Consider the following 20,021-nt stretch of genomic DNA (forward strand, 5'->3'; position numbering starts at 1 on the left):
CTTAAGATTGTTTACTTTTCTTCATATGAAGTAACTGTTGTTCGAAGCAAAACCTCATCATTGCTTGTCTATCTTCTGCATTTATTTGTGGAAATCTAAATGATATAACGAGACGCCCATCTGCTAATGCCTCTTTCCTTACATATTCTGACGCTAAAACAAAGGAACGCTTTTTACCTTCTATCACAAGTGTAAAACGCAATAAATAGGGCGATGGTTTATACAAATAGGTAAAATTATTAACAACTACAGCTATTCCCCCTGCACTTATATTTCTACTTATCCCTATAATAGAGTGAGACATCCCTTCACCTACGGGTTGAATTTCAACAGATTCATTGAAATCAACTCTAACATACTCCCTCATTTGTTCCTTCTCATGAGTAAATTCTTTTGCATAAGCAATTTTCAATAATGGTGTGGACTGCATCATTCGACCGACCACTCTTCCAGAGAAGAAAAACATTTTCCCATTTGCATTGTAAGCAACACACTTAATTCTTCTTCCATCTACTAAGTACATTTTCCGATTCGTTTGTAAACAAACGGGATAATGAATATGTAATATATCCTCTTTAATTTCAGCAATTCTAGATATGTACTTGCCCTCACTTGATAGATAATGTTCTATATACAATTGATCACCTGGTGACAATGTATTCCCTCCTAATCTTTTCTACTTTTCCTTATTTTATCACTTAACTGTTACAAAAGAACTATATTTTTATTTGAATGAGATGAGAATTATTAACATCATGGTATAATCACATTACTCTATTTAGTCCTAATTTTTTTCTACATTTATATTTCATCTTCATGTCTTTATTTAGCCAATGATTTCCATAAAAAAAAACAAAAAGAACCCTTTTCGGGTCCTTATTTGCCTTATACCACATCTTCATAAATTGGTTCTGCATTTTGCAATTTTTCTACTTTTTCTTCTCTTCCATTTTCACTATTAATATAGATGCGATACGTGTCTTCACCTAATGTCCCAGTAAATTCATAACAAAGTACTTCTTCATTACTATCATTCAATATAATCGCTAACCGATCATCCATAATTTTTAGTTGACTATTGATTTTTTCTCTTGCTTCCTCTTTTGCTAACACAGCTTGAGGAATATCTCGCTTATGATGGGATTTCAAATAATCCTCTGCTGAAAATCCTAAAATTTGCCCATTATCTAATGCTACTTTCATCTTAATTGAATCTGGGTAAATTCTTACATCGTCCTGTTTAGACACAAATGTAAACACGCCCATTTGATCATATTGCACACTTTCAAATAGATCAAGATCTTCAAATTCATTATCTTTTAAAAATTTCACTGCTGATTGATGAGCATCTTCCAGACTAATTTTTTGTTGTTTTACATCTCTTGCCGTGATAAGCCAAATAGGATAACCGCCCTTTTTAGTAATATCTAAATTGGTTTCTATACTTTCTTTAGGAGACCTTAGTGATACACTAAAAAATCCATAATCCGATCCTTCGCCATTTTCTGCCACGGTTGCTTTAACATCATCAGGGGATTGCGCATATTTCTTCGCTTCTGATACAGCTTCCTTTTTAGATATTTCTTTTCCTTCTAAGTATTGATAGTTCTCATCTTTCTTTTGCATATTTACAAATGCCGGACCTAAATCCGTTTCATCGTATCCCTCAACTGTTTTTTCGACGGTTTGAAAGCCGTCTATAATTGTATTATCTGCTGCTTCATTATTTGTAGCAAGCGCTGTTTCTACATCCATCCATCTTAAGTCATTTTTGACGACCATATGCTGCACATTCCGTAATTCTGATTGAATATCTGCTGCCTGCTTGTATAATCCTTGTAGAGACTGATATTCTTCATCAGTCAATGGGTCTTTATCCAAGTCTCTAATCGCTGTCTTATAACTAAACTCACCAATTTGTGCTAAAAATTCTTCCGTCTTATTAAATGGTAAAAGTGATAGTGGCAGCTGACCTACATCTGAATGTGCTTGAGAGGTAATTCTCCAAACATCCGCAAGCGCAGGAGACAGTGAACTTCTAGAATTCATTGCCAAAGTAGATCCAATTTTATCATGTAATACATCGATTTCATAAGTGAGTTCATGAAATGCACGTTGATAATTGTTTTCTGCGTTAATTAATATCGCATTTTTCTCACGATGTTCTTGATAACCCCAGACAGCAGTTCCGATAACACCAACTGAAAGAACAGTTATGAGTATTCCTTTTAACACGTGACTTCACTCCTTATTTACAGAAAATATGTTGTCCAATTTTTTTAATTTGTGGTCTTGTCCAAATCCAAGGACTTGTTGCAGTATCTGGATTAAAGTAATAAAGGGCATCTCCACTCGGATCCCAGCCATTAATTGCATCTATCACTGCTTCCCTCGCTGTTTCATTAGGTGTTAGCCAAATTTGCCCATCTGCAACAGCCGTAAATGCTCTTGGTTCAAAGATCACACCATAAACCGTATCTGGAAAAGACGCACTTTCTACTCGGTTCAATATTACTGCCGCTACCGCTACTTGCCCTATATAAGGTTCGCCACGCGCCTCACCGTACACCGCATTTGCCATCATTTGTATGTCGTTTTCCGAGAATCCACTAGGAACATTTGCCGAAGTTGTACCACCGGAATTACCACTTGATGCATTACCATCATTTTGATTTGATCCACTATTATTAGCAGGTGCTTGTTGACTTAAATCCGTTCCGCCATAATGTGTAAATGAATTCCCTTGATTAATTTGATTCTTCACATATTGCTCATCATAATTTGACGCACTCACCAACTTTTCCTTCGTACCAGAACCAGCAAGCCCATCTATATCCAAGCCAAATTCATATTGAAAATTGCGTAATGCCCAATATGTGCCCCAACCGAAGACCCCATCGATTTTACCATTATAGAATCCTAAATATTGCAATCTTGCTTGTAGCTCAATGACATCATCGCCTATCGCTCCTTGTCTAATCACTTGATTCGAAAAAGCATTTGCCGACTTATCCAATTCAGCCATTGGAATAGTGGTCGCTATAAGCAGTAGTATTAGCATCACTTTAGTAAACATCAATAGTTGTTTCATCGTACTAACCTCCAAAAATACATCTTTTCATCTGTTAAACAATCAGGTAACCTAATATGGCGTTTTGCAGGTAAAAAATGATGGCTGTAACAGTTATTCCTCGATCTCTCTTTTTCACGTTTACTAATCAGCGAGGAAGCTAACAATACATCTATTTTTTGGTTCCAATTGGCTTTTTATACAAATTCAATGAGAAAATCATTTGGATAAATATAGCATTTACAGGGTGGCCATCAAATAGAGGCTCGTACGCTTGAAATTTAACGATTTTTATAAAAAATTCAACTTCTATGTTAGATGTTCTGATTACTTATTTTTCCTTTAGAAGGCATCCGTTAGCCGGAGGAAGCTTGGTGATTTGACAAAAAGAAAAGAAGGCGGATTTGAGTTTACTCAAATCCGCCTTCTTACTTTATCTGAACTGAAACTCATTACTTATAGCCTCTTTTAACCTATGTTAACCATAATTTGTTCTTGTATCTTCTAATGATTGATTATATTTAGCACTTAGTATTCTCGCTTGTTTGGCTTTCTTTAGCCCCATCCACCAAAGAAAGATCATAAATGGAACAATAAACAGCAGCCAATTTTCTAATGTTAACAAAATATAATCATATGTTCCATGCAAAAGGAAAGGAGTTGCTAGAGATAAGCATAGCCATTTCCCTCTAGATTTTTTCGAAAACTTTCCTTTTCCTAAATAATAGCCCATAATTACACCAAAAAGTGCATGACTAGAAACCGGGAATAATGCACGACCTAGCGCATGCTCTATTCCGAGTGTCAATAAATAAAAGATATTCTCCAATGTAGCAAACCCAAGTGATACTGCTGCGCCATAAACAATGCCGTCATACGGTTCATCAAAGTGCACATGGGGGTAAATAATAATAAGGAGGATAAACCACTTAAAAAATTCCTCAAGCATACTAGAAGAAAGAAAAGCAGAAACAAAATGAGAAGTAAACACTTGTTCTACTTCAAATACATATTGGATAAACATTATGGGAAACACAAGAAGTGCCCCAAATAAAAAGGTTCTAAAAACCATCGAAAAGGGCTCAGTCTCATATTGATCTTTTAAATAAAAGTAACTTAATAATGCCAAGCCAGGAGCAATGGCAGCAGATATTAATCCCAGCATGGGCTGTTCCTCTTTTCAAAGCTTTTCTTTAATCGTATCATGTATAGGTAAGATTGAAAATAAATTTACCAAAATAATTACATATTAAATGGAGGTACCAAGTTGGATAAAAAGAAAATACTCCTAATTCATACAGGTGGGACCATTTCAATGAGTGAGGATGTTGAAACAGGTGCAGTATTAACAAATGAAGAAAACCCATTAACAAGACAAACAAAAGAGTTAAATGAGCTTGCGCACTTGATTGTCGAAGAACCATTTCAATTACCCTCTCCCCATATTACGCAAAAGGAAATGCTTATATTACGAAACTTAATTCATTCTTACAAGGATAAGGTATCTGGTGTTGTCATTACACATGGTACTGATACATTGGAAGAAACTGCCTATTTTCTTGACTTAACAGTAAAGGGTTCTTTGCCGATCGTTGTGACTGGGGCTATGCGCTCTAGTAATGAAATTGGCTCAGATGGGTTATATAATCTGATTTCTTCTATTCGTGTTGCCATTTGCGATGAAGCGGATGGAAAGGGCGTTTTAGTAGTGCTGAATGATGAAATTCACACAGCTGAAAATGTGACAAAGACACATACTAGCAACGTCTCGACCTTTCAAAGTCCTCAATATGGACCCATAGGTATAGTCACAAAAAGGGGTGTACTTTTTCATCACCTCCCTGTTCAACATGCACATTTCGAAATCGAACAAGCAGATAAACAAGTGATGCTTATTAAAGCTCATGCCGGCATGGACTCTACCCTATTAGGAGCAATTGCACAAACTACATGCGATGGATTGGTGATTGAAGCGCTTGGACAAGGAAACCTTCCTCCAGCCATGCTTCCTGGTATAAAAGATTTACTTGCTAGAAAGATTCCCATTATTATCGTATCAAGATGCTTTAATGGCATTGCCCAAGATGTTTATGGTTATCCTGGAGGGGGCAAAGAATTAAAAGAGCTTGGCCTCATTTTTTCTAATGGATTAAATGGGCAAAAAGCTCGTATTAAACTATTAATCGCTTTGGAAAGCAGGATGCCCTTCGAAAAACTTGAAGAAATGTTTCAACTATAAATGTTTGATTTACTGACTTTCTTTATTCCATCTATTAGATGGGAAGTCTACTGAGTTGATCGCTCACTCCTTTGGCAGTTTATGAAGATCATAATGATAGTACGCCACAAAATTTCAACATATGGAAAAATCATCCTAGACAAAAGGCAAAAAATATTGACAAAGTGATGCAACATCATTTGAAAACCCGAACAAAGCAAAGCACCATTAAAGAGTGTTTTGCATAAAGTTCGGGTTTACTTAAGCTCATATTCTCGTCTGAACTTGTTTGATTATTGTTCTTTCTCTTTAATCGCTTTGGCAATCATTTCTCCATGATGCCTACCATTCTCGATAAATATTTCATTGGCATTATTACCCGCAGCAATCACGCCAGCAATATATATACCTTCTACATTGGTCTCCATTGTTTCAGGATGATGTTCAGGTTTTCCGGTCTCTTCGTCTTTTTTAATGCCTATTGATTGTAAAAATGGATGATCTGGATGATAACCAGTCATGGCAAAGACAAAATCATTCGCGATTTCCTTAATTTTCCCTTCTTTCTCATAGACAACAGAAGTTGCTCTTATTTCCTGGACATTCGCATTAAATTCCATTTGAATATTCTCATGGCGAACAAGTGAATCAAACTGCGGTAAAATCCACGGCTTAACGCTTTTTGAATATTCATCGCCCCGATAGAGAACCGTCACATTTGCCCCAGCCTTTTCTAATTCAATGGCCGCATCAACACTGGAGTTTTTCCCACCAATAACAACAACATCTTTATTAAAAAACGGATGGGCTTCTTTAAAGTAATGAAAGACTTTATCTAAATCTTCACCAGGGACCCCCATATAATTTGGTTGATCATAATACCCAGTTGCAACAATAACATAAGAGGATTGATATTCCGCTTTATCTGTTTGCACAGAGAAGTCATTATCTTTTTTCTTTATGATGCTTTCAACCTTTTCATATGCATTGACATTGATTGCTTTCCGTTTAACCACTTCTCTATAATAGGTAAGTGCTTGATTTCTATTGGGTTTATGTTCAACCGTTACAAACGGTATATTACCAATTTCTAATTTTTGACTGGAACTAAAGAAAGTTTGATGAGTCGGGTAACGATAAATGGCATTAACAATGTTTCCCTTCTCAATGACTAAAACATCTTTCCCTAACTCTTTTAAACAAATGGCTGCGGCTAATCCACATGGTCCACCACCAACCACAATCGCATCTTTTTTATTCATGATGATCCACCTCTTGGACTGACCCGTATGATATTTTATATATGTAGAATTGAAAAAAATCTCCTAATGTATATAATAGGAGATTTTTTACCTTCTTTCAAATGTAAGAAATTGCGAAAATTAAATCCAACCTCTAAATCTTGATGCTTCAGCCATTTTACGTACACCAACCATATACGCAGCTAAGCGCATATCTACTCTACGTGTTTGAGCGGTTTCATAAATATTATTGAATGATTTCACTAGAATTTTTTCTAATTTTTCTTCTACTTCTTCTTCAGACCAGTAGTAGCCTTGGTTATTCTGCACCCATTCAAAATAAGAAACTGTTACACCACCGGATGATGCAAGCACATCAGGCACAAGAAGAATATCTCTTTCTGTTAATATTTGTGTCGCTTCTAATGTTGTTGGGCCATTCGCTGCCTCTACTACAATACTTGCTTTAATATTATGTGCGTTTTCCTCAGTAATTTGGTTTTCAATTGCTGCAGGAACCAATACGTCACATTCGAGCTCGAGTAGCTCTTTATTCGAAATCGTCTCATTAAATAACTTTGTTACAGTTCCAAAACTATCACGGCGATCAAGTAAATAATCAATATCTAAACCATTAGGGTCATGAAGGGCACCGTATGCATCAGAAATACCCACAACTTTTGCGCCTTCATCATGCATAAACTTTGCTAAGAAGCTACCTGCATTACCAAAACCTTGTACAACCACGCGAGCACCCTTTAAATTAATACCCTTTTTCTTGACTGCTTCATGAATACAGATCGTAACCCCTTTAGCTGTTGCTGATTCCCTACCATGAGAACCACCAAGTACAAGTGGTTTACCAGTAATAAATCCCGGGGAATTAAATTCATCCATTCTGCTATATTCATCCATCATCCAGGCCATAATTTGTGAATTTGTAAATACATCTGGAGCTGGAATATCTTTTGTAGGACCAACAATTTGGCTAATCGCTCTAACATACCCTCTACTTAATCTTTCAAGCTCACGGAAAGACATATCTCTTGGATCACAAACGATACCGCCTTTACCTCCGCCATATGGTAGATCGACTATACCGCATTTTAAGCTCATCCATATAGATAGTGCCTTCACTTCTTTTTCTGTTACATTAGGGTGAAAACGAATTCCCCCTTTTGTAGGACCGACTGAATCATTATGCTGAGCACGGTAACCAGTAAAAATTTTCACCGTCCCATCATCCATCCTAACAGGAATTTTCACTGTTAATAAACGCATTGGTTCTTTCAACAGTTCAAAAACCTCTTCTGGATATCCAAGTTTCTCCAACGCTTTGTGGATTACGATTTGAGTTGACTTCAAAACATCCATTTTATCTTCTTGATTCGTATGATCAGTACCTTTATCGGCCACTATTTGAAACCTCCTAGAAAAATTCACATTCTTTAGTTGTCCGCTTTCAAGACATAGTATACACCTTTACTCTATTTATGCAAGGAGAAAAAGCAATTTTTTCTTATTTTTATGTAAACGCTACCAAAGCTATAATATTACGTATTTTCCTTATTTTCAAAAATATTTACATCTATTTTATTTTGCCTTTATTAGCTGATTTCATTCATAAAATACTCATATGTATTTATCGAGTTAAATTGAATTAATCTCATCGATAAGCTCCATATTACATTCTATTCCCAAAGAACTAATACGATAAACATCAAGGCACCTGAATATTCAAACAAATAGGATCACTTAAATCCTATTTGCTTGAATGTACCATTATTTAAAATAGTGTTCGATCTTTTCTAATGCATGGTCTCTAATTAATTCTTTTCCGTATTCTTTAATAATATATAAACTAACAAAAGAAACGGTACCATATTCAGCTAAAATTGAAATCAGTTTTTCTTCCGCTTGTTTTCTATTGCCTTCAATCAATACATAATAAAGTCCGTTATACACATATAATGAATTTACCACTTCTTCTTTCCATATTTTCCGGTGACTTAATGAAATAATATTCTCAAAATCATGAAATTCATATAAAATATAATCTTGTTTGTCTACATCTACTTGAAAATCAATGATTCCATCCTTAAGCCATTCTTCTTCTACTTCTTCTTGTATCGTTACAATCATAACCATTCCTTGTATTTGCATTGAAAAAATCTCGATACTGATTGTGCCATATATATCAAGGTCAAATTCTTCACTTGCTTCCTCAAGCATATCTTGAAAAAGCTGATGCCATTTTAAAGAGTCCTTCCAAATATCTTCCTTTGACAAGCCTCTCTCAAACAAATCATCTAAAGTAAGCAAAATTTTAATTTTATTATCATTCAAACGCTCCAATTGCATTTCTTCTGCCCCCTGCCCAGAACCGACTCTTGTGATTAGTGTATGGTATATACTTTAGTTGGTGAGTCGTCCTTAACATTTCCTTCTAAACTTGGATATAAAGAAAGAATATGTGTTTGTGCAGGTGCGCCTAGCCTTAAAGGCAAGGCTGTTGTCCCATAACCATTACTTACAAAATAAGGTATACCGTTCTTATATTTCATCCCACCTTTTTCATAAGGTCCCCAGTTTAAGATACGGATTTGCCCACCATGGGTATGTCCTGACATCATAAACGAAATTTGATATTCTGGTAATAAATAGTCAACAATACCAGGGTCATGGCTCATGAGAATACGACAGCCATTCCCAGCATCCTCAATTGCAAGATCAATCTGGTCTCTTTCCCTACTAAAATCATCTGTTCCAAGTAACACGATACGTTTACCATCTGAGCCTTCAAAACTGACTGCTGAATTATCAAGAATTTTCACTCCGAGATCTAATAGCAATGCATCTAGCTCATGAAAATCCACTTCATAATCATTATTCCCCCATACAAAATAAGTCGGAGCAATAGAAACAAGGTTTTCTATATTCCGTTTCGTCCTTGCCAAAGGTACTCCCTTTTCTGTTAAATCACCGCCTATGCAAACGATATCCACCTTTCTATCTTTAACAGCTTGAATCAACTTTCCTGATAGCTCTCTACGATGGATATCAGAAATAAAAAAAATGTTCAATCCTGCAAGACTCTCTGGGAAACCTTGTATGGCAACCTTTCTCACTTCAATTGTATCTTTATGTGCTTCCTTATACATATAAACGACGACCCCAACGGAAATAAACAGTAATGCACCTGCTAAAATAATATACATGACTCCACCTCATCTATATGTACTAAAATTTAAGTTAGTCAATAAAAAAAGGATGCTCTATAAACGAACAACCTAAATATCATTTATTTCGCTTCTACAAACCTTATATTTCATGTGAACTTGCCCGATTGTCGCTATGATGACTTGAATCACCGTTAGTTGTTCTGTAAGTTCTTAGATTTTCAAATGATTCATGTCATGCAATCGCAAACTGGGGTAGGTTTTAGTCAGCAGTTCCTCTTCATTTCTCTGCTTCTTCATTCGTATGAGATAGGTTTAAATGTCTTTACTCCCTATGGCTTTGAACTATGATTATTTGTTCTCATGAAACAGATTAATATCATAATTTTTTTTCATCATATTAAAGACATGATGTCTATTTTTCCACTCATCCTCTTTTTTCCACAAGTCCTTACTCTTATCGATGATCTCGCATCTAAGTGCATGATATTCTTTTTCCGCTTTATCACGCTTCTGTTGTAACAGGACCATATATCCATAAAAGCCAATCAACGTTACCATACTGTATAAATTGAATGGATGATTAATATAAACAGAAAAAACAGAAGCAAATGAATAGGAATAAGGTAAATAAAATTGATAATACACAAAAATCACATAAGCAAATGATAGAAATACAACTAGCCACATAATAACCAAATGCCACTCTTTCAAGTGATCATATTTCGCTTTTCTTTCAACTACTTTTTGAAGCATTTGTCTCGTTGCTTGGTCTGTTCTTTCATCTAGTTGATTAATTGCTGTTTCCATAAAATCCCCCCAGTCATAGCTATGCTTGCCCACATTATATGATTGGAGGAGTGGATTCATGACTAGTCGAGGGGAATCCTTAATACTTGGCCAACGTAAATTTCCTCAGATGGCAAATTATTAGCAGCCTTAATTTTTGCAATCCCATCAGGTGACTTATAATAATTCATAGCGATTCTATACATTGTTTCTTGTGATTGAACCGTATGCTGAACAACTTTTGTTGCTTGTTTTTTTGCTTCCTCTTCTTTCGCCTTTTGTTCTGCTAATTCCTTCTCTTTTTGTACAGCTTCTTCTCGTGCTTTCTTTTCAGCCTCTTCCTTTTCTTTTTTGGCTGCTTCTTCTTTTGCTTTCTTCTCTGCTTCCTCTTGTTTTTTTCGTTCAGCTTCTTCTTGTTCTTTTAATTTTGCCTCTTCAGCTGCTTTCTCCTTTTCTTGTTCTTCCTTATCTTCTTCCTTATCATCAGGGGCGGCTGCAACATTTTGTGATGACCCATTATTACTGCTATTTGATATACCAACAGTTTCAAAATCTTCTTTTTCTGCTGAAGTTGAAGACTGATCAGCTAGCATAGGAACAAGATAATAAACAGACAAAGCCACTATTGGTACCATAATAAAAAATGCTGCAAGTAAACGAATGAGTGGGTAGTCCAACTTTTTATCCACTGTTTGTTTTTCTTTAGTACTGCTGATCTCCGCCATTGACAACTCTTCACTAACATTTACTTTTTGTAATCTTTGGCGATCTCTCTTTGCCTTCTCCCGATATGATGCCTCTCTATTCATCTATCTTCCCTTCCTGCTCTTTGACTTTTATATATATATAACCCCAATAAACAATCAATAATAAAGTGCATAATAATTGTCGCTAACAAATTACCAGTTAATTCATATATCCAACCAATGAAGAAACTCAATAAAACGACATTTAAAAATAAGAACCATTGAAATAAATAACGATAATGGACAAGAGCAAAGATTAAACTAGTCACTATCAACCCAAAGTGAGTTTGCAGCACACCTCTAAATAACACTTCCTCACTAAAGGCAATAATTAACGTAATTACTACGATATGGGCTGGTGATAGTGAGCTGAATATCCTTATATTTACCCCACCATCATTATAATAGGAGGGAGGTAGGACCCGCATCCCTATTATATCAAGCATGACAATGACTAATCCTGATAATATACCAATCGCAATAGATGGTCCATCCCATTGAAATAGCGCAAAAAAAGAATCCCATGAATGAAAGAGAAATAGGCCAATAACCAATGCAATGAAAAGTAATAACACTTGTGTTAAATATAAATGAAATCTTAATTCTTTATCAGATAACAAACGAATGGTTTCTTCATATTTACTCTTCATTTTTGGATGTCTCACTTAATAAAATGTCTTGTAGGATCTCTTCCCAATTTTCATATAAAGGCATTATCCCTAGCTCTTCAGTTTGCAGATCAGGGTAGTTGCTACCATTACAATGATCGCAGCATTCTCCTATATTTAATGTCGGCTCTTCACCAAAATAGTGTAAGATTTTTTCTCGCCTACATGTGGAACTATGAATATATTGATAAACAGTTTGAATGGCTCCTAATTTAAGCTGGAATTGTTTATTCATAATCACCTTTAGTTCATCTAAGGAACTTGCCTCCTTATGATCAAGGATAGCATTACGATGAAAATCCTTTAATATTCGCATAGATGTTTCACTAAGATTAGCAATTACTGTTAAATCCTCTTCGTATTTTTCTAACTCCCACCACCTTAGGGAATCTGTTAAAAAAAAACGTTTTAAATTCTCCATTTGACTATCATTAATTAGTTCTGATTCTACCAACTGCATCGGCAGCTGTTCATCAAAAGGTGCATATAACAGTAAAGCAAGACTAGGCTTGCCATCTCTCCCAGCTCTACCAATTTCCTGTAAATATGATTCCATATTCATTGGCATATGAAAATGAATAACATAACGAATATTTTCTTTATTAATCCCCATGCCAAATGCACTTGTTGCACATATCACATCGAGTTGGTTATGAATGTATTGTTGCTGAATAAGTATTCTTTCTTCATGATTCAATCCGCCATGATAGATGCTCACTCTTTTTATCCCATTCTCTTTTAATGATTGTGCACAAACTTCTGCCGTTTTTTTACTAGAAAAATAAATAATACCTGGACCATGTAAAGCTCTTACCCTCTTAATTAACACATCGATTTTCTCTTGATAGCTTTCAACTTTCTCAACATGTAAAGAGATATTTGGTCGGTCAACTGAATAAAGAATATCAATACTGTTTTGCATGTTTAAAGATTGTTTAATATCCTGTTTCACCTTATCAGTTGCCGTAGCCGTTAACGCCAATATAGGCGGATGTCCTAACTCCTTCATTACAGAGCCAATAGCTAAATAGTCCGGTCTGAAATCATGTCCCCATTGAGAAATACAATGAGCTTCATCGACAACAAGTAATGTAATATGAAGCTCACTCAATCTCTCCATGAATAATTTTGATTGCAGCATTTCAGGTGAAGTAAAAATAAACTTATACTGGTGCAAATTTTTAAGTGCATACATTTTTTTTTGGTAATTTAAAAAAGAATTAAATGCGATAGCCCGTTTTTCCCCAATCAATAGTAATTGGTCTACCTGATCCTGCATTAAGGAAAGAAGTGGAGAAATAATTAAAGTTGTGCCTGGGAGCATAAATGTTGGAAGTTGATAACATAAAGACTTCCCAGAACCAGTTGGGAGCATGGCTAACGTATGCTTACCGGCCACTACCGCTTTTATTGTTTCTTCTTGTCCATCTCTAAAAGACGTATAACCAAATTTTTCTCTCAGTAATTGTTTCATTATACGCTCACCGCACTTTTATGTTTAGCTAGTACAAGCCGTATCTGAAAATAGCTTGCTTCAGGAACTGATTGACGGATATATTTTAGCTGCTTTATTCCGTTCGTTGAAGTTTTTATAATGTTTCTTTGTACTTCTGGTGGAACATATACATCTATATTAAAAGACGAATCAACAATGGCCAATTCCACAATATGATCTTCAATTGTTCCTTGTTTTAATTTTCTTATTTTAATAATATCCTCAATATCGTATCCTTGATTTAAATAGATAGCTGTTTTTCTTGTTGATTGTGTTAGCTGTAACCACTCATTTGTCTCTTTTGTCTCTAATATTTGCTCGAGTAACGGATAAGAGGTGTTATTTTCTTTTACTTCAGTTAATATCATGTGAATCACATTTGTAAAATGTAACTGATAGGTTAACATTGACATTTGCAACTGTTCGGCTGCCTGCTGCTGTGTTAAGCCAATTCGATTACTTCCTGTTAACCTTAGAATGAGAATAAGAGGGTCAATTTTTTTATTCGTTAAAATTTGTTGTAACTCCTTAAACAGTTGTGTTGCCAACTCATGGCGATTGATTCTATTCCTTTGAATAAAGTTCTTTAACCAATCAAGATCAGGTTTATTATTTTGAATAGGGAGATACCTTCCGTTATATGCGACTAGGTTAGAAATTACTTGAACCATAAGAGAAAGGCGCTCCCAAAAAAGTTTGTCCATCCGGTTATATGACCAGCCATTGAGATAGCTAGGTATGATTGGTTCAGCAAACTCTTGGAGATACATATCCCCTTTTTCCGTCATTCGATAAGACCCCTCACCAAGACAAGTGACATATTTCTCCTCTAAAAGATGATCTAATATTTGATTAAATTCCTCTCTTGCCAAATGGGGTAACACATGAAAGTATTGCTTCAAGTGAAATAAATGAGCATCTTGTATTGTTTGAGATGACTTTTTGCCATTAAGCAAATGTAAAATGGCATAAGCAGTTCTCTGATTCTCAATTGATTTTAGACAAAATAAGACCAATTTCTGAATAACGCTCACATTTCTCTCCCCTTTATTCATTGACTAATTAGTTTTTAGAATAGCATTTCCGTGGTGAATTTGCAGACTTTTTCGACATTATTTTAATTTTTTTTGTTGAATTTTATTGTATCATGAAACCGTTATATACGTGATAATATCAGTCAATTTTTCATCATGAACAAGATGAAAAGTCCCACCATAGACTATTCTAGATGGTAGATTTTTATTGAAATGTTTACAAGACAGATTTACAATAGAACATGTGGTAAGTGTTTCGGCAGATATTTTCGTGCTTTAACATGAAAAAGATTTTAAATAGGAGGTTATTCCATGGCGAAGTATACAATTGTTGACAAAGAAACATGTATTGCTTGTGGCGCATGTGGTGCGGCAGCTCCAGACATTTATGATTACGATGATGAGGGCATCGCATTTGTAACACTAGATGATAATGAAGGAATTGTTGAAATTCCCGATGTTCTTATAGAAGATATGATGGATGCATTTGAAGGCTGTCCAACTGACTCAATAAAAGTCGCAGACGATGCCTTTGATGGTGATCCGTTAAAATACGAATAGAACAAAAAGAAATCTAATTGTAAAAAAAGAAAACGAGTAAATCCTATTTTAGGGATTTGCTCGTTTTTTCTATGAGCTACAGGGAATCACATACTCGTATACTCATTCGAATAAAAATCGTTCCCTTCATCAATTATCCAGTTGGAATTAAAATAGTAGTTATCGAGGATTGCATATGAGTTCATTGGTGCTTTTACGAATGATGTAATATGATGGATAAGAGTGACAATTCTACTTAAGCGGCATAAAATTATATATTAAAAGGCATCTAACTTTTCAAAGTTAGATGCCTCCTTTATAAATTAAGCAATCGTATTTAGCGATCTTTGTTTATTAATCCAATTACTCATCTTAGCAAATACAAGCATAAATACCGATGCCATTAAAATTCCTTTAATAAAGTTAAAAGGTAGAATAAACATGACTGCAGTTGAACGCATTTCTGGTCCTGACATAGCGGGCATATTTAAAAACATTGTATAGGCAGGTAAAAAGACGAAATAATTAAGCAAACTCATGGATACAGCCATTACACTTGTGCCAATGATTAATCCTATTGTCATACCTTTTTTGGATTTCATCTTTGTATAAACATAATAGGTTGGCAAAATAAATAATAAACCTGCTACAAAGTTAGCAATATGACCAACAGGTACACCAGTAGCACTTCCCGTCATAAAATAATCCAACACATTTTTAAACAATTCGACCAGTATTCCCGCAATCGGACCAAATATTAACGCAGCCACTAAAGCAGGGATATCACTAAAGTCAATCATCAAAAAGTTCGGAAACGGTGGTAATGGAAAGTTTAACAACATAAGAATATACGCGATACTACTCAACATACCGATTGCAACAAAAGCTTTGACATTTAACTTCTTCAATTTTCCTCTCTCCTTTTAGGCTATCTCTCCTATAGAAGAAAGGTTCAGCAAATAAGCGTCTTTGCATAACAAAACCCTCAAGTAAACTTGAGGGAGAATTGAACAAAGACATTCTTAATAAACGTTCTTGTAGTGTATACTTTGAACGTTAGCAGAACCTCCATCTTCTCCCATCCAGACTTTACTGTCGGCTTTGGATTCTCACCAAATCCTGCCCAATACAAACGCTTCGTGCTAATTGCACTCCACTTTTAGGCTCGCGGGCTTAAAGTATAAATACTTATCACCGCCGGTCGGGAATTTCACCCTGCCCCGAAGATAGACCATATTTATTTGACAACTTCATTATACTGAAAAATAATTCATTTGTGAAGCCTAAAATAGTAAATATCTCGAATTAAAAACATTCCTTTCATTATGCACATTTGTCTTCAGGAGATAAAATTTTCTTTCCACGAAGATCGTTTTATTTTACTACATTAAAGCGTTTCCATTTTAAACACAAACAATAAATCCAATTGACAGAATAATATTCGTCTTGTAAAATAATCAGATAATTAAGTAACCAACTTAGGAGGATTCATACATGTATCAAATATTAGTGGCTGATGCCATTAGTGAAGAAGGCTTATACCCTTTACTTAACGACACAAATGCTGAAATTATTCAAAAGAAAACCGACGATCCCGAGGTTGATTTATCAACTATTGAGGCTTTGTTAGTACGGAGTGCCACGAAAGTAACGGATGAATTAATGGCGGAGATGCCAAAGTTAAAAATTATTGCAAGAGCAGGTGTGGGTGTCGATAATATTGATGTTCCAGCAGCAACTAAAAGAGGCATTATCGTCATAAATGCACCAGACGGAAACACAATTTCTACGGCAGAGCATACTTTTGCTATGATGGCCTCCCTTATGAGAAATATTCCTCAAGCACATAGCTCAGTTAAGAATTTGGAATGGAAAAGAAATCAGTATGTAGGTACTGAACTATTCGGTAAAAGTCTTGGTATTGTTGGTATGGGAAGAATCGGGAGTGAAATCGCCAAGCGAGCAAAAGTATTTGGTATGAGTGTGTTAGTATTCGATCCCTTTTTAACGAAAGAACGTGCAGCAAAACTCGGTGTAGAATCTAGTACATTAGATGAAATACTGCAAAGATCTGATATTATTACGGTTCATACTCCACTTACACCTGAAACAAGAGGGATTATCAATGAAGAGGCATTGAAAAAAACAAAAAAAGGCGTTCGCTTACTTAACTGTGCCCGTGGTGGTATCATTGATGAGCAAGATTTAGCTAAATATGTGGCTAATGGACATGTTGGAGGAGTTGCATTAGACGTATTTGAAACTGAACCACCTGGTGAACACCCACTTTTGAAATATGAAAATGTCATTGTAACGCCACATTTAGGTGCGTCAACAAAAGAAGCACAATTAAATGTAGCAACACAAGTCGCTCAAGAAGTTCGGACTTACTTTGAAGGAAATCCAGTATCTAATTCAATTAACTTACCAGCTATCTCCAAAGACATTTATGAAAAAATACAACCTTTTTACCAAATCTCTAAACAAATCGGAAATATTTTAACTCAATGTGTTAAAGAAGGGGTACATGAACTCTCTATTACTTACTCTGGTTCAGTGACAGATTTAGAAACTGCATACTTAACAAAAGCAATGCTGTCCGGTTTCTTCAAAGGTAGAATTGACGTTAACGTGAATGAGGTTAATGCATTACTCACTGCAAAAGAGCGTGGTATCACTGTTGGAGAAAAGATTTCCACCGATGCATTTGGCTATGACAACTGCATTTCGGTCACAGCAAAAGGAGAAGAAAATGCATTTACAGTTAGAGGAACATTTATTGATCATTATGGGCCAAGAATTGTCTATTTAAACGGGTTTAATATTGACTTCTTACCAGAAGGTAACCTTCTTTATATTCAACATATGGACAGACCTGGTGTTATTGGCCACGTAGGTCAAGTCCTTGGCGATCACCATATTAATATTGCCACAATGCAAGTAGGTCGTAAACAAGCAGGTGGAGAAGCAATTATGGTGCTAGCTTTTGACAAACCACTAAGTGACAAAGAGCTTTCCTTATTGAACAACTTAGATGAGATTGTTTCTATTAATCCTATTATTTTATAATTCCTTTTTGTAGAGAGTGGCCCTCAGTCGACCACTCTTTTTTATATTTAGGATAAAAGTAAAAGTCATTCACAACACAAACAGATTCCAATTAGAACCTGTTCATTTTATGAATGACTTTTTTAAATTGAGCACTATTCATCATTATTCCTAGCCTAAAGGGTATTTTTTACGTTCACCTTTTGAAAAAGTCATGATGGATGAATATCCAATTTCTTTTGCTAATGCAAGCGATTGATCAAAGTCTGCACCAACATGCTCGGGAAAATGAGCATCAGACGATAGAACGATTGGTATATTCTTCTCAAAACATTTTCGTAATAATCTTGGATCTGGATATAGCTCACCCACAGGTTTTCTTAAACCAGCACTACTAATTTCCACGCATGTTTTTGATTGTGCTAAAGCATCAGTTGCTCTTTCATATTGTTCTAATAGAAACTCTTCATCCTGAGGAACATACTTAAAAATCTTCACTAAGTCAATATGGCCGACAATATCAAATAGATTAGATTGAGCCAAAGTAACTATCTGATCATAATATTTACGATATACATCATAAAGATCGCGTCGTTCCCATTCCTTTTTGTACTCAGCTAAATCTATGCCAAAGTCACCTACCCAATGGACAGAGCCAATCACATAATCAAAATCATATGATTGAATGAATTTCTCCATTTCCTTATGCTTTCCAGGTGTATAATCCATTTCAATGGACATTTTTACATCTATTTCTTTATTCCATGCTTGGTGAAATAATGATACATAATCCTTCATATCATAATATCGTCTTTCATTTACCCATTTATTTTGCAGAATATCTGCCGTTTGGTAAAAGTGATAAGCATGTTCAGAAATACCAAATGAACCAATATTTTTATTATTAGCCGCGTTTGTAAATTGTTCTAAATAGTCTAATGTAAGTGTACCGTTCTCTAAATGATTATGATAATCCGTTAACATTTTGCCTGCCTCCTCAATTGTATGTAACAATTATACGCCTTAAAAGAGGCATGGACAATGAGATTTAACTATTTTTTTAGAATAATCAATACTTAAATGGCGTCAAATTATTTTGATTGAAAAAAGATGCGATTTTTTAAAAAAATACAACCTTTTCATTTATTTTCATATTACATGTACGTACCTTGTATGTATTCCTTTCAATTTAGGGAACCTGTAATATTTGATTAGGATATATGTTTTCTGTCCGCAATCCATTCTTATTTACCAATTCTGCTACCGTCACATTATACCTTTCACTAATCGACCATAACGTATCTCCTGTTTTCACTTCATACGTATCCATATGAGGTCCGTTCATTTTTCCTGAAACAAGTATCGTATCCTCATCGTGATTAAATACTAAAAAAGGATCAAGCGCATTCTCCTTAGAAAAGGTCCATTCTTTTGCGTGAACTTCAAAATGCAAATGAACCCCTGAGGAATCACCGGTATTCCCCATCTCTCCTATTGTATCGCCTGCTGAAATCACTTCACCTTCAAATACTAAACGCTTTTTCAAATGAGCATAAATGGTTTCTGTATCGTTATGATGCTGTATAAACACAACATTACCATATGTATCAGAGTAATATGATCTTGTAACTACTCCACTATCCACTGAGTGAATAGGTGTACCTATCTCTGCAGCAATATCAATCCCTTTATGATGTCCTCCTCTAGTTCCATATGTATCTGTGATGACCCCTTCTACTGGCCATACCCAATTTTTTGTTTTTTCTGGCCAAGAGTCTGCTAAAGCATTTTTTTCACTACTGAATATTAAAAAAAGAAAACATATACTTCCGAACATGAATAAACGGCTTACTTTATACTTCAAAACTTTGCCTCCTATAGCGGTTATATTATATAGACAAATTAATTACTCTATGATTACGACAAATCCTGCCAAAAAACACATCCATTACTATGTACGAGTTTTTTAAAAATATGTATATAAAAATAAATT

At 35.2% G+C, this 20,021-nt stretch carries 19 protein-coding genes and 1 riboswitch; of the genes, 3 read left to right on the top strand and 16 right to left on the bottom strand.

Annotated elements, in window-relative coordinates:
* Window position 1 precedes the first annotated feature (1 nt).
* From U9M49_RS07390 to prsW, 4 genes are all read right to left on the bottom strand, one after another.
* Window positions 2–655 carry a flagellar brake protein gene (locus U9M49_RS07390; protein WP_095372737.1) on the bottom strand — a complete coding sequence of 218 codons (654 nt, stop codon included), beginning with the start codon at window positions 653–655 and terminating at the stop codon, window positions 2–4.
* Window positions 656–885: 230 nt separating this feature from the next.
* Window positions 886–2,235 (bottom strand): germination protein YpeB, encoded by a 1,350-nt coding sequence (gene ypeB / locus U9M49_RS07395; protein WP_322909560.1) that lies wholly within the window; start codon window positions 2,233–2,235, stop codon window positions 886–888.
* Window positions 2,236–2,248: 13 nt separating this feature from the next.
* Window positions 2,249–3,025 carry a spore cortex-lytic enzyme gene (gene sleB / locus U9M49_RS07400; protein ID WP_370873269.1) on the bottom strand — a complete coding sequence of 259 codons (777 nt, stop codon included), beginning with the start codon at window positions 3,023–3,025 and terminating at the stop codon, window positions 2,249–2,251.
* A gap of 523 nt (window positions 3,026–3,548) precedes the next feature.
* The gene (prsW, locus tag U9M49_RS07405; protein WP_095372734.1) at window positions 3,549–4,235 is read right to left on the bottom strand and encodes a glutamic-type intramembrane protease PrsW; all 687 of its coding nucleotides are present in this window, start codon (window positions 4,233–4,235) and stop codon (window positions 3,549–3,551) included.
* A gap of 102 nt (window positions 4,236–4,337) precedes the next feature.
* Between prsW and U9M49_RS07410 the strand changes: the two genes are divergently transcribed.
* Window positions 4,338–5,309 carry an asparaginase gene (locus U9M49_RS07410; protein ID WP_095372733.1) on the top strand — a complete coding sequence of 324 codons (972 nt, stop codon included), beginning with the start codon at window positions 4,338–4,340 and terminating at the stop codon, window positions 5,307–5,309.
* A 272-nt stretch (window positions 5,310–5,581) separates the two neighbouring features.
* On the opposite strand, the gene U9M49_RS07415 is transcribed toward U9M49_RS07410, so the two are convergent.
* The 9 genes from U9M49_RS07415 to U9M49_RS07455 form a co-directional block, all read right to left on the bottom strand.
* Entirely contained in the window at window positions 5,582–6,550 is a 969-nt protein-coding gene (locus U9M49_RS07415; protein ID WP_307313029.1) for a YpdA family putative bacillithiol disulfide reductase, read from the bottom strand.
* A gap of 120 nt (window positions 6,551–6,670) precedes the next feature.
* The gene (locus tag U9M49_RS07420) at window positions 6,671–7,948 is read right to left on the bottom strand and encodes a Glu/Leu/Phe/Val family dehydrogenase (protein ID WP_095373653.1); all 1,278 of its coding nucleotides are present in this window, start codon (window positions 7,946–7,948) and stop codon (window positions 6,671–6,673) included.
* A 363-nt stretch (window positions 7,949–8,311) separates the two neighbouring features.
* Entirely contained in the window at window positions 8,312–8,890 is a 579-nt protein-coding gene (locus U9M49_RS07425; protein ID WP_095372731.1) for an adaptor protein MecA, read from the bottom strand.
* A 35-nt stretch (window positions 8,891–8,925) separates the two neighbouring features.
* On the bottom strand, window positions 8,926–9,747 hold the full coding sequence (locus U9M49_RS07430; protein WP_307313028.1) for a metallophosphoesterase: 822 nt from the start codon (window positions 9,745–9,747) through the stop codon (window positions 8,926–8,928).
* Window positions 9,748–10,059: 312 nt separating this feature from the next.
* Window positions 10,060–10,518 carry a YpbF family protein gene (locus U9M49_RS07435; protein ID WP_095372729.1) on the bottom strand — a complete coding sequence of 153 codons (459 nt, stop codon included), beginning with the start codon at window positions 10,516–10,518 and terminating at the stop codon, window positions 10,060–10,062.
* 62 nt (window positions 10,519–10,580) lie between these two features.
* The gene (locus tag U9M49_RS07440) at window positions 10,581–11,306 is read right to left on the bottom strand and encodes a LysM peptidoglycan-binding domain-containing protein (protein ID WP_095372728.1); all 726 of its coding nucleotides are present in this window, start codon (window positions 11,304–11,306) and stop codon (window positions 10,581–10,583) included.
* Window positions 11,303–11,893, bottom strand: a complete 591-nt coding sequence (locus tag U9M49_RS07445; protein ID WP_095372727.1) for a CPBP family intramembrane glutamic endopeptidase — start codon at window positions 11,891–11,893, stop codon at window positions 11,303–11,305. Before U9M49_RS07445 ends, U9M49_RS07440 begins: the two co-directional genes overlap by 4 nt.
* The gene (locus U9M49_RS07450; protein WP_322909561.1) at window positions 11,883–13,385 is read right to left on the bottom strand and encodes an ATP-dependent DNA helicase RecQ; all 1,503 of its coding nucleotides are present in this window, start codon (window positions 13,383–13,385) and stop codon (window positions 11,883–11,885) included. The genes U9M49_RS07445 and U9M49_RS07450 overlap by 11 nt, the downstream gene beginning before the upstream one ends.
* Complete coding sequence (locus U9M49_RS07455; protein WP_322909562.1) at window positions 13,385–14,440, bottom strand: helix-turn-helix domain-containing protein; 1,056 nt, start codon at window positions 14,438–14,440, stop codon at window positions 13,385–13,387. The genes U9M49_RS07450 and U9M49_RS07455 overlap by 1 nt, the downstream gene beginning before the upstream one ends.
* 312 nt (window positions 14,441–14,752) lie before the next feature.
* Between U9M49_RS07455 and U9M49_RS07460 the strand changes: the two genes are divergently transcribed.
* Window positions 14,753–15,001, top strand: coding sequence for a ferredoxin (locus U9M49_RS07460; RefSeq protein WP_095372725.1), 249 nt, complete (start codon window positions 14,753–14,755; stop codon window positions 14,999–15,001).
* A 302-nt stretch (window positions 15,002–15,303) separates the two neighbouring features.
* Here the strand turns inward: U9M49_RS07460 and U9M49_RS07465 are convergent, their stop codons facing one another.
* On the bottom strand, window positions 15,304–15,888 hold the full coding sequence (locus U9M49_RS07465) for an ECF transporter S component (protein ID WP_095372724.1): 585 nt from the start codon (window positions 15,886–15,888) through the stop codon (window positions 15,304–15,306).
* 158 nt (window positions 15,889–16,046) lie between these two features.
* Window positions 16,047–16,212, bottom strand: a riboswitch (FMN riboswitch).
* A gap of 262 nt (window positions 16,213–16,474) precedes the next feature.
* On the opposite strand from U9M49_RS07465, the gene serA reads away from it, so the two are divergent.
* A complete protein-coding gene (gene serA / locus U9M49_RS07470; RefSeq protein ID WP_095372723.1) occupies window positions 16,475–18,049 on the top strand; it encodes a phosphoglycerate dehydrogenase in 1,575 nt (524 codons plus the stop codon).
* A 150-nt stretch (window positions 18,050–18,199) separates the two neighbouring features.
* Here the strand turns inward: serA and U9M49_RS07475 are convergent, their stop codons facing one another.
* Together U9M49_RS07475 and U9M49_RS07480 are read right to left on the bottom strand one after the other, a co-directional pair.
* Entirely contained in the window at window positions 18,200–19,012 is an 813-nt protein-coding gene (locus U9M49_RS07475; protein ID WP_322909563.1) for a histidinol-phosphatase, read from the bottom strand.
* Between the two features lie 205 nt (window positions 19,013–19,217).
* Window positions 19,218–19,865: a peptidoglycan DD-metalloendopeptidase family protein gene (locus U9M49_RS07480; protein ID WP_416337094.1), complete on the bottom strand. Its 648-nt coding sequence runs from the start codon at window positions 19,863–19,865 to the stop codon at window positions 19,218–19,220.
* Window positions 19,866–20,021 lie beyond the last annotated feature (156 nt).

Origin of the sequence: Cytobacillus sp. OWB-43, from assembly GCF_034651445.1 — a bacterium.
Lineage (GTDB): Bacteria > Bacillota > Bacilli > Bacillales > Cytobacillaceae > Cytobacillus > Cytobacillus kochii.

Excerpts from the sequence above, each read along its gene's own strand:
- U9M49_RS07475 (WP_322909563.1), bottom strand. The coding sequence starts at position 19,012 with ATGTTAACGGATTATCATAATCATTTAGAGAACGGTACACTTACATTA.
- U9M49_RS07435 (WP_095372729.1), bottom strand. The coding sequence starts at position 10,518 with ATGGAAACAGCAATTAATCAACTAGATGAAAGAACAGACCAAGCAACG.
- U9M49_RS07415 (WP_307313029.1), bottom strand. The coding sequence starts at position 6,550 with ATGAATAAAAAAGATGCGATTGTGGTTGGTGGTGGACCATGTGGATTA.
- U9M49_RS07430 (WP_307313028.1), bottom strand. The coding sequence starts at position 9,747 with ATGTATATTATTTTAGCAGGTGCATTACTGTTTATTTCCGTTGGGGTC.
- U9M49_RS07450 (WP_322909561.1), bottom strand. The coding sequence starts at position 13,385 with ATGAAACAATTACTGAGAGAAAAATTTGGTTATACGTCTTTTAGAGAT.
- U9M49_RS07425 (WP_095372731.1), bottom strand. The coding sequence starts at position 8,890 with ATGCAATTGGAGCGTTTGAATGATAATAAAATTAAAATTTTGCTTACT.
- U9M49_RS07440 (WP_095372728.1), bottom strand. The coding sequence starts at position 11,306 with ATGAATAGAGAGGCATCATATCGGGAGAAGGCAAAGAGAGATCGCCAA.
- U9M49_RS07445 (WP_095372727.1), bottom strand. The coding sequence starts at position 11,893 with ATGAAGAGTAAATATGAAGAAACCATTCGTTTGTTATCTGATAAAGAA.
- serA (WP_095372723.1), top strand. The coding sequence starts at position 16,475 with ATGTATCAAATATTAGTGGCTGATGCCATTAGTGAAGAAGGCTTATAC.
- sleB (WP_370873269.1), bottom strand. The coding sequence starts at position 3,025 with ATGGCTGAATTGGATAAGTCGGCAAATGCTTTTTCGAATCAAGTGATT.
- U9M49_RS07460 (WP_095372725.1), top strand. The coding sequence starts at position 14,753 with ATGGCGAAGTATACAATTGTTGACAAAGAAACATGTATTGCTTGTGGC.
- prsW (WP_095372734.1), bottom strand. The coding sequence starts at position 4,235 with ATGCTGGGATTAATATCTGCTGCCATTGCTCCTGGCTTGGCATTATTA.
- U9M49_RS07480 (WP_416337094.1), bottom strand. The coding sequence starts at position 19,865 with ATGTTCGGAAGTATATGTTTTCTTTTTTTAATATTCAGTAGTGAAAAA.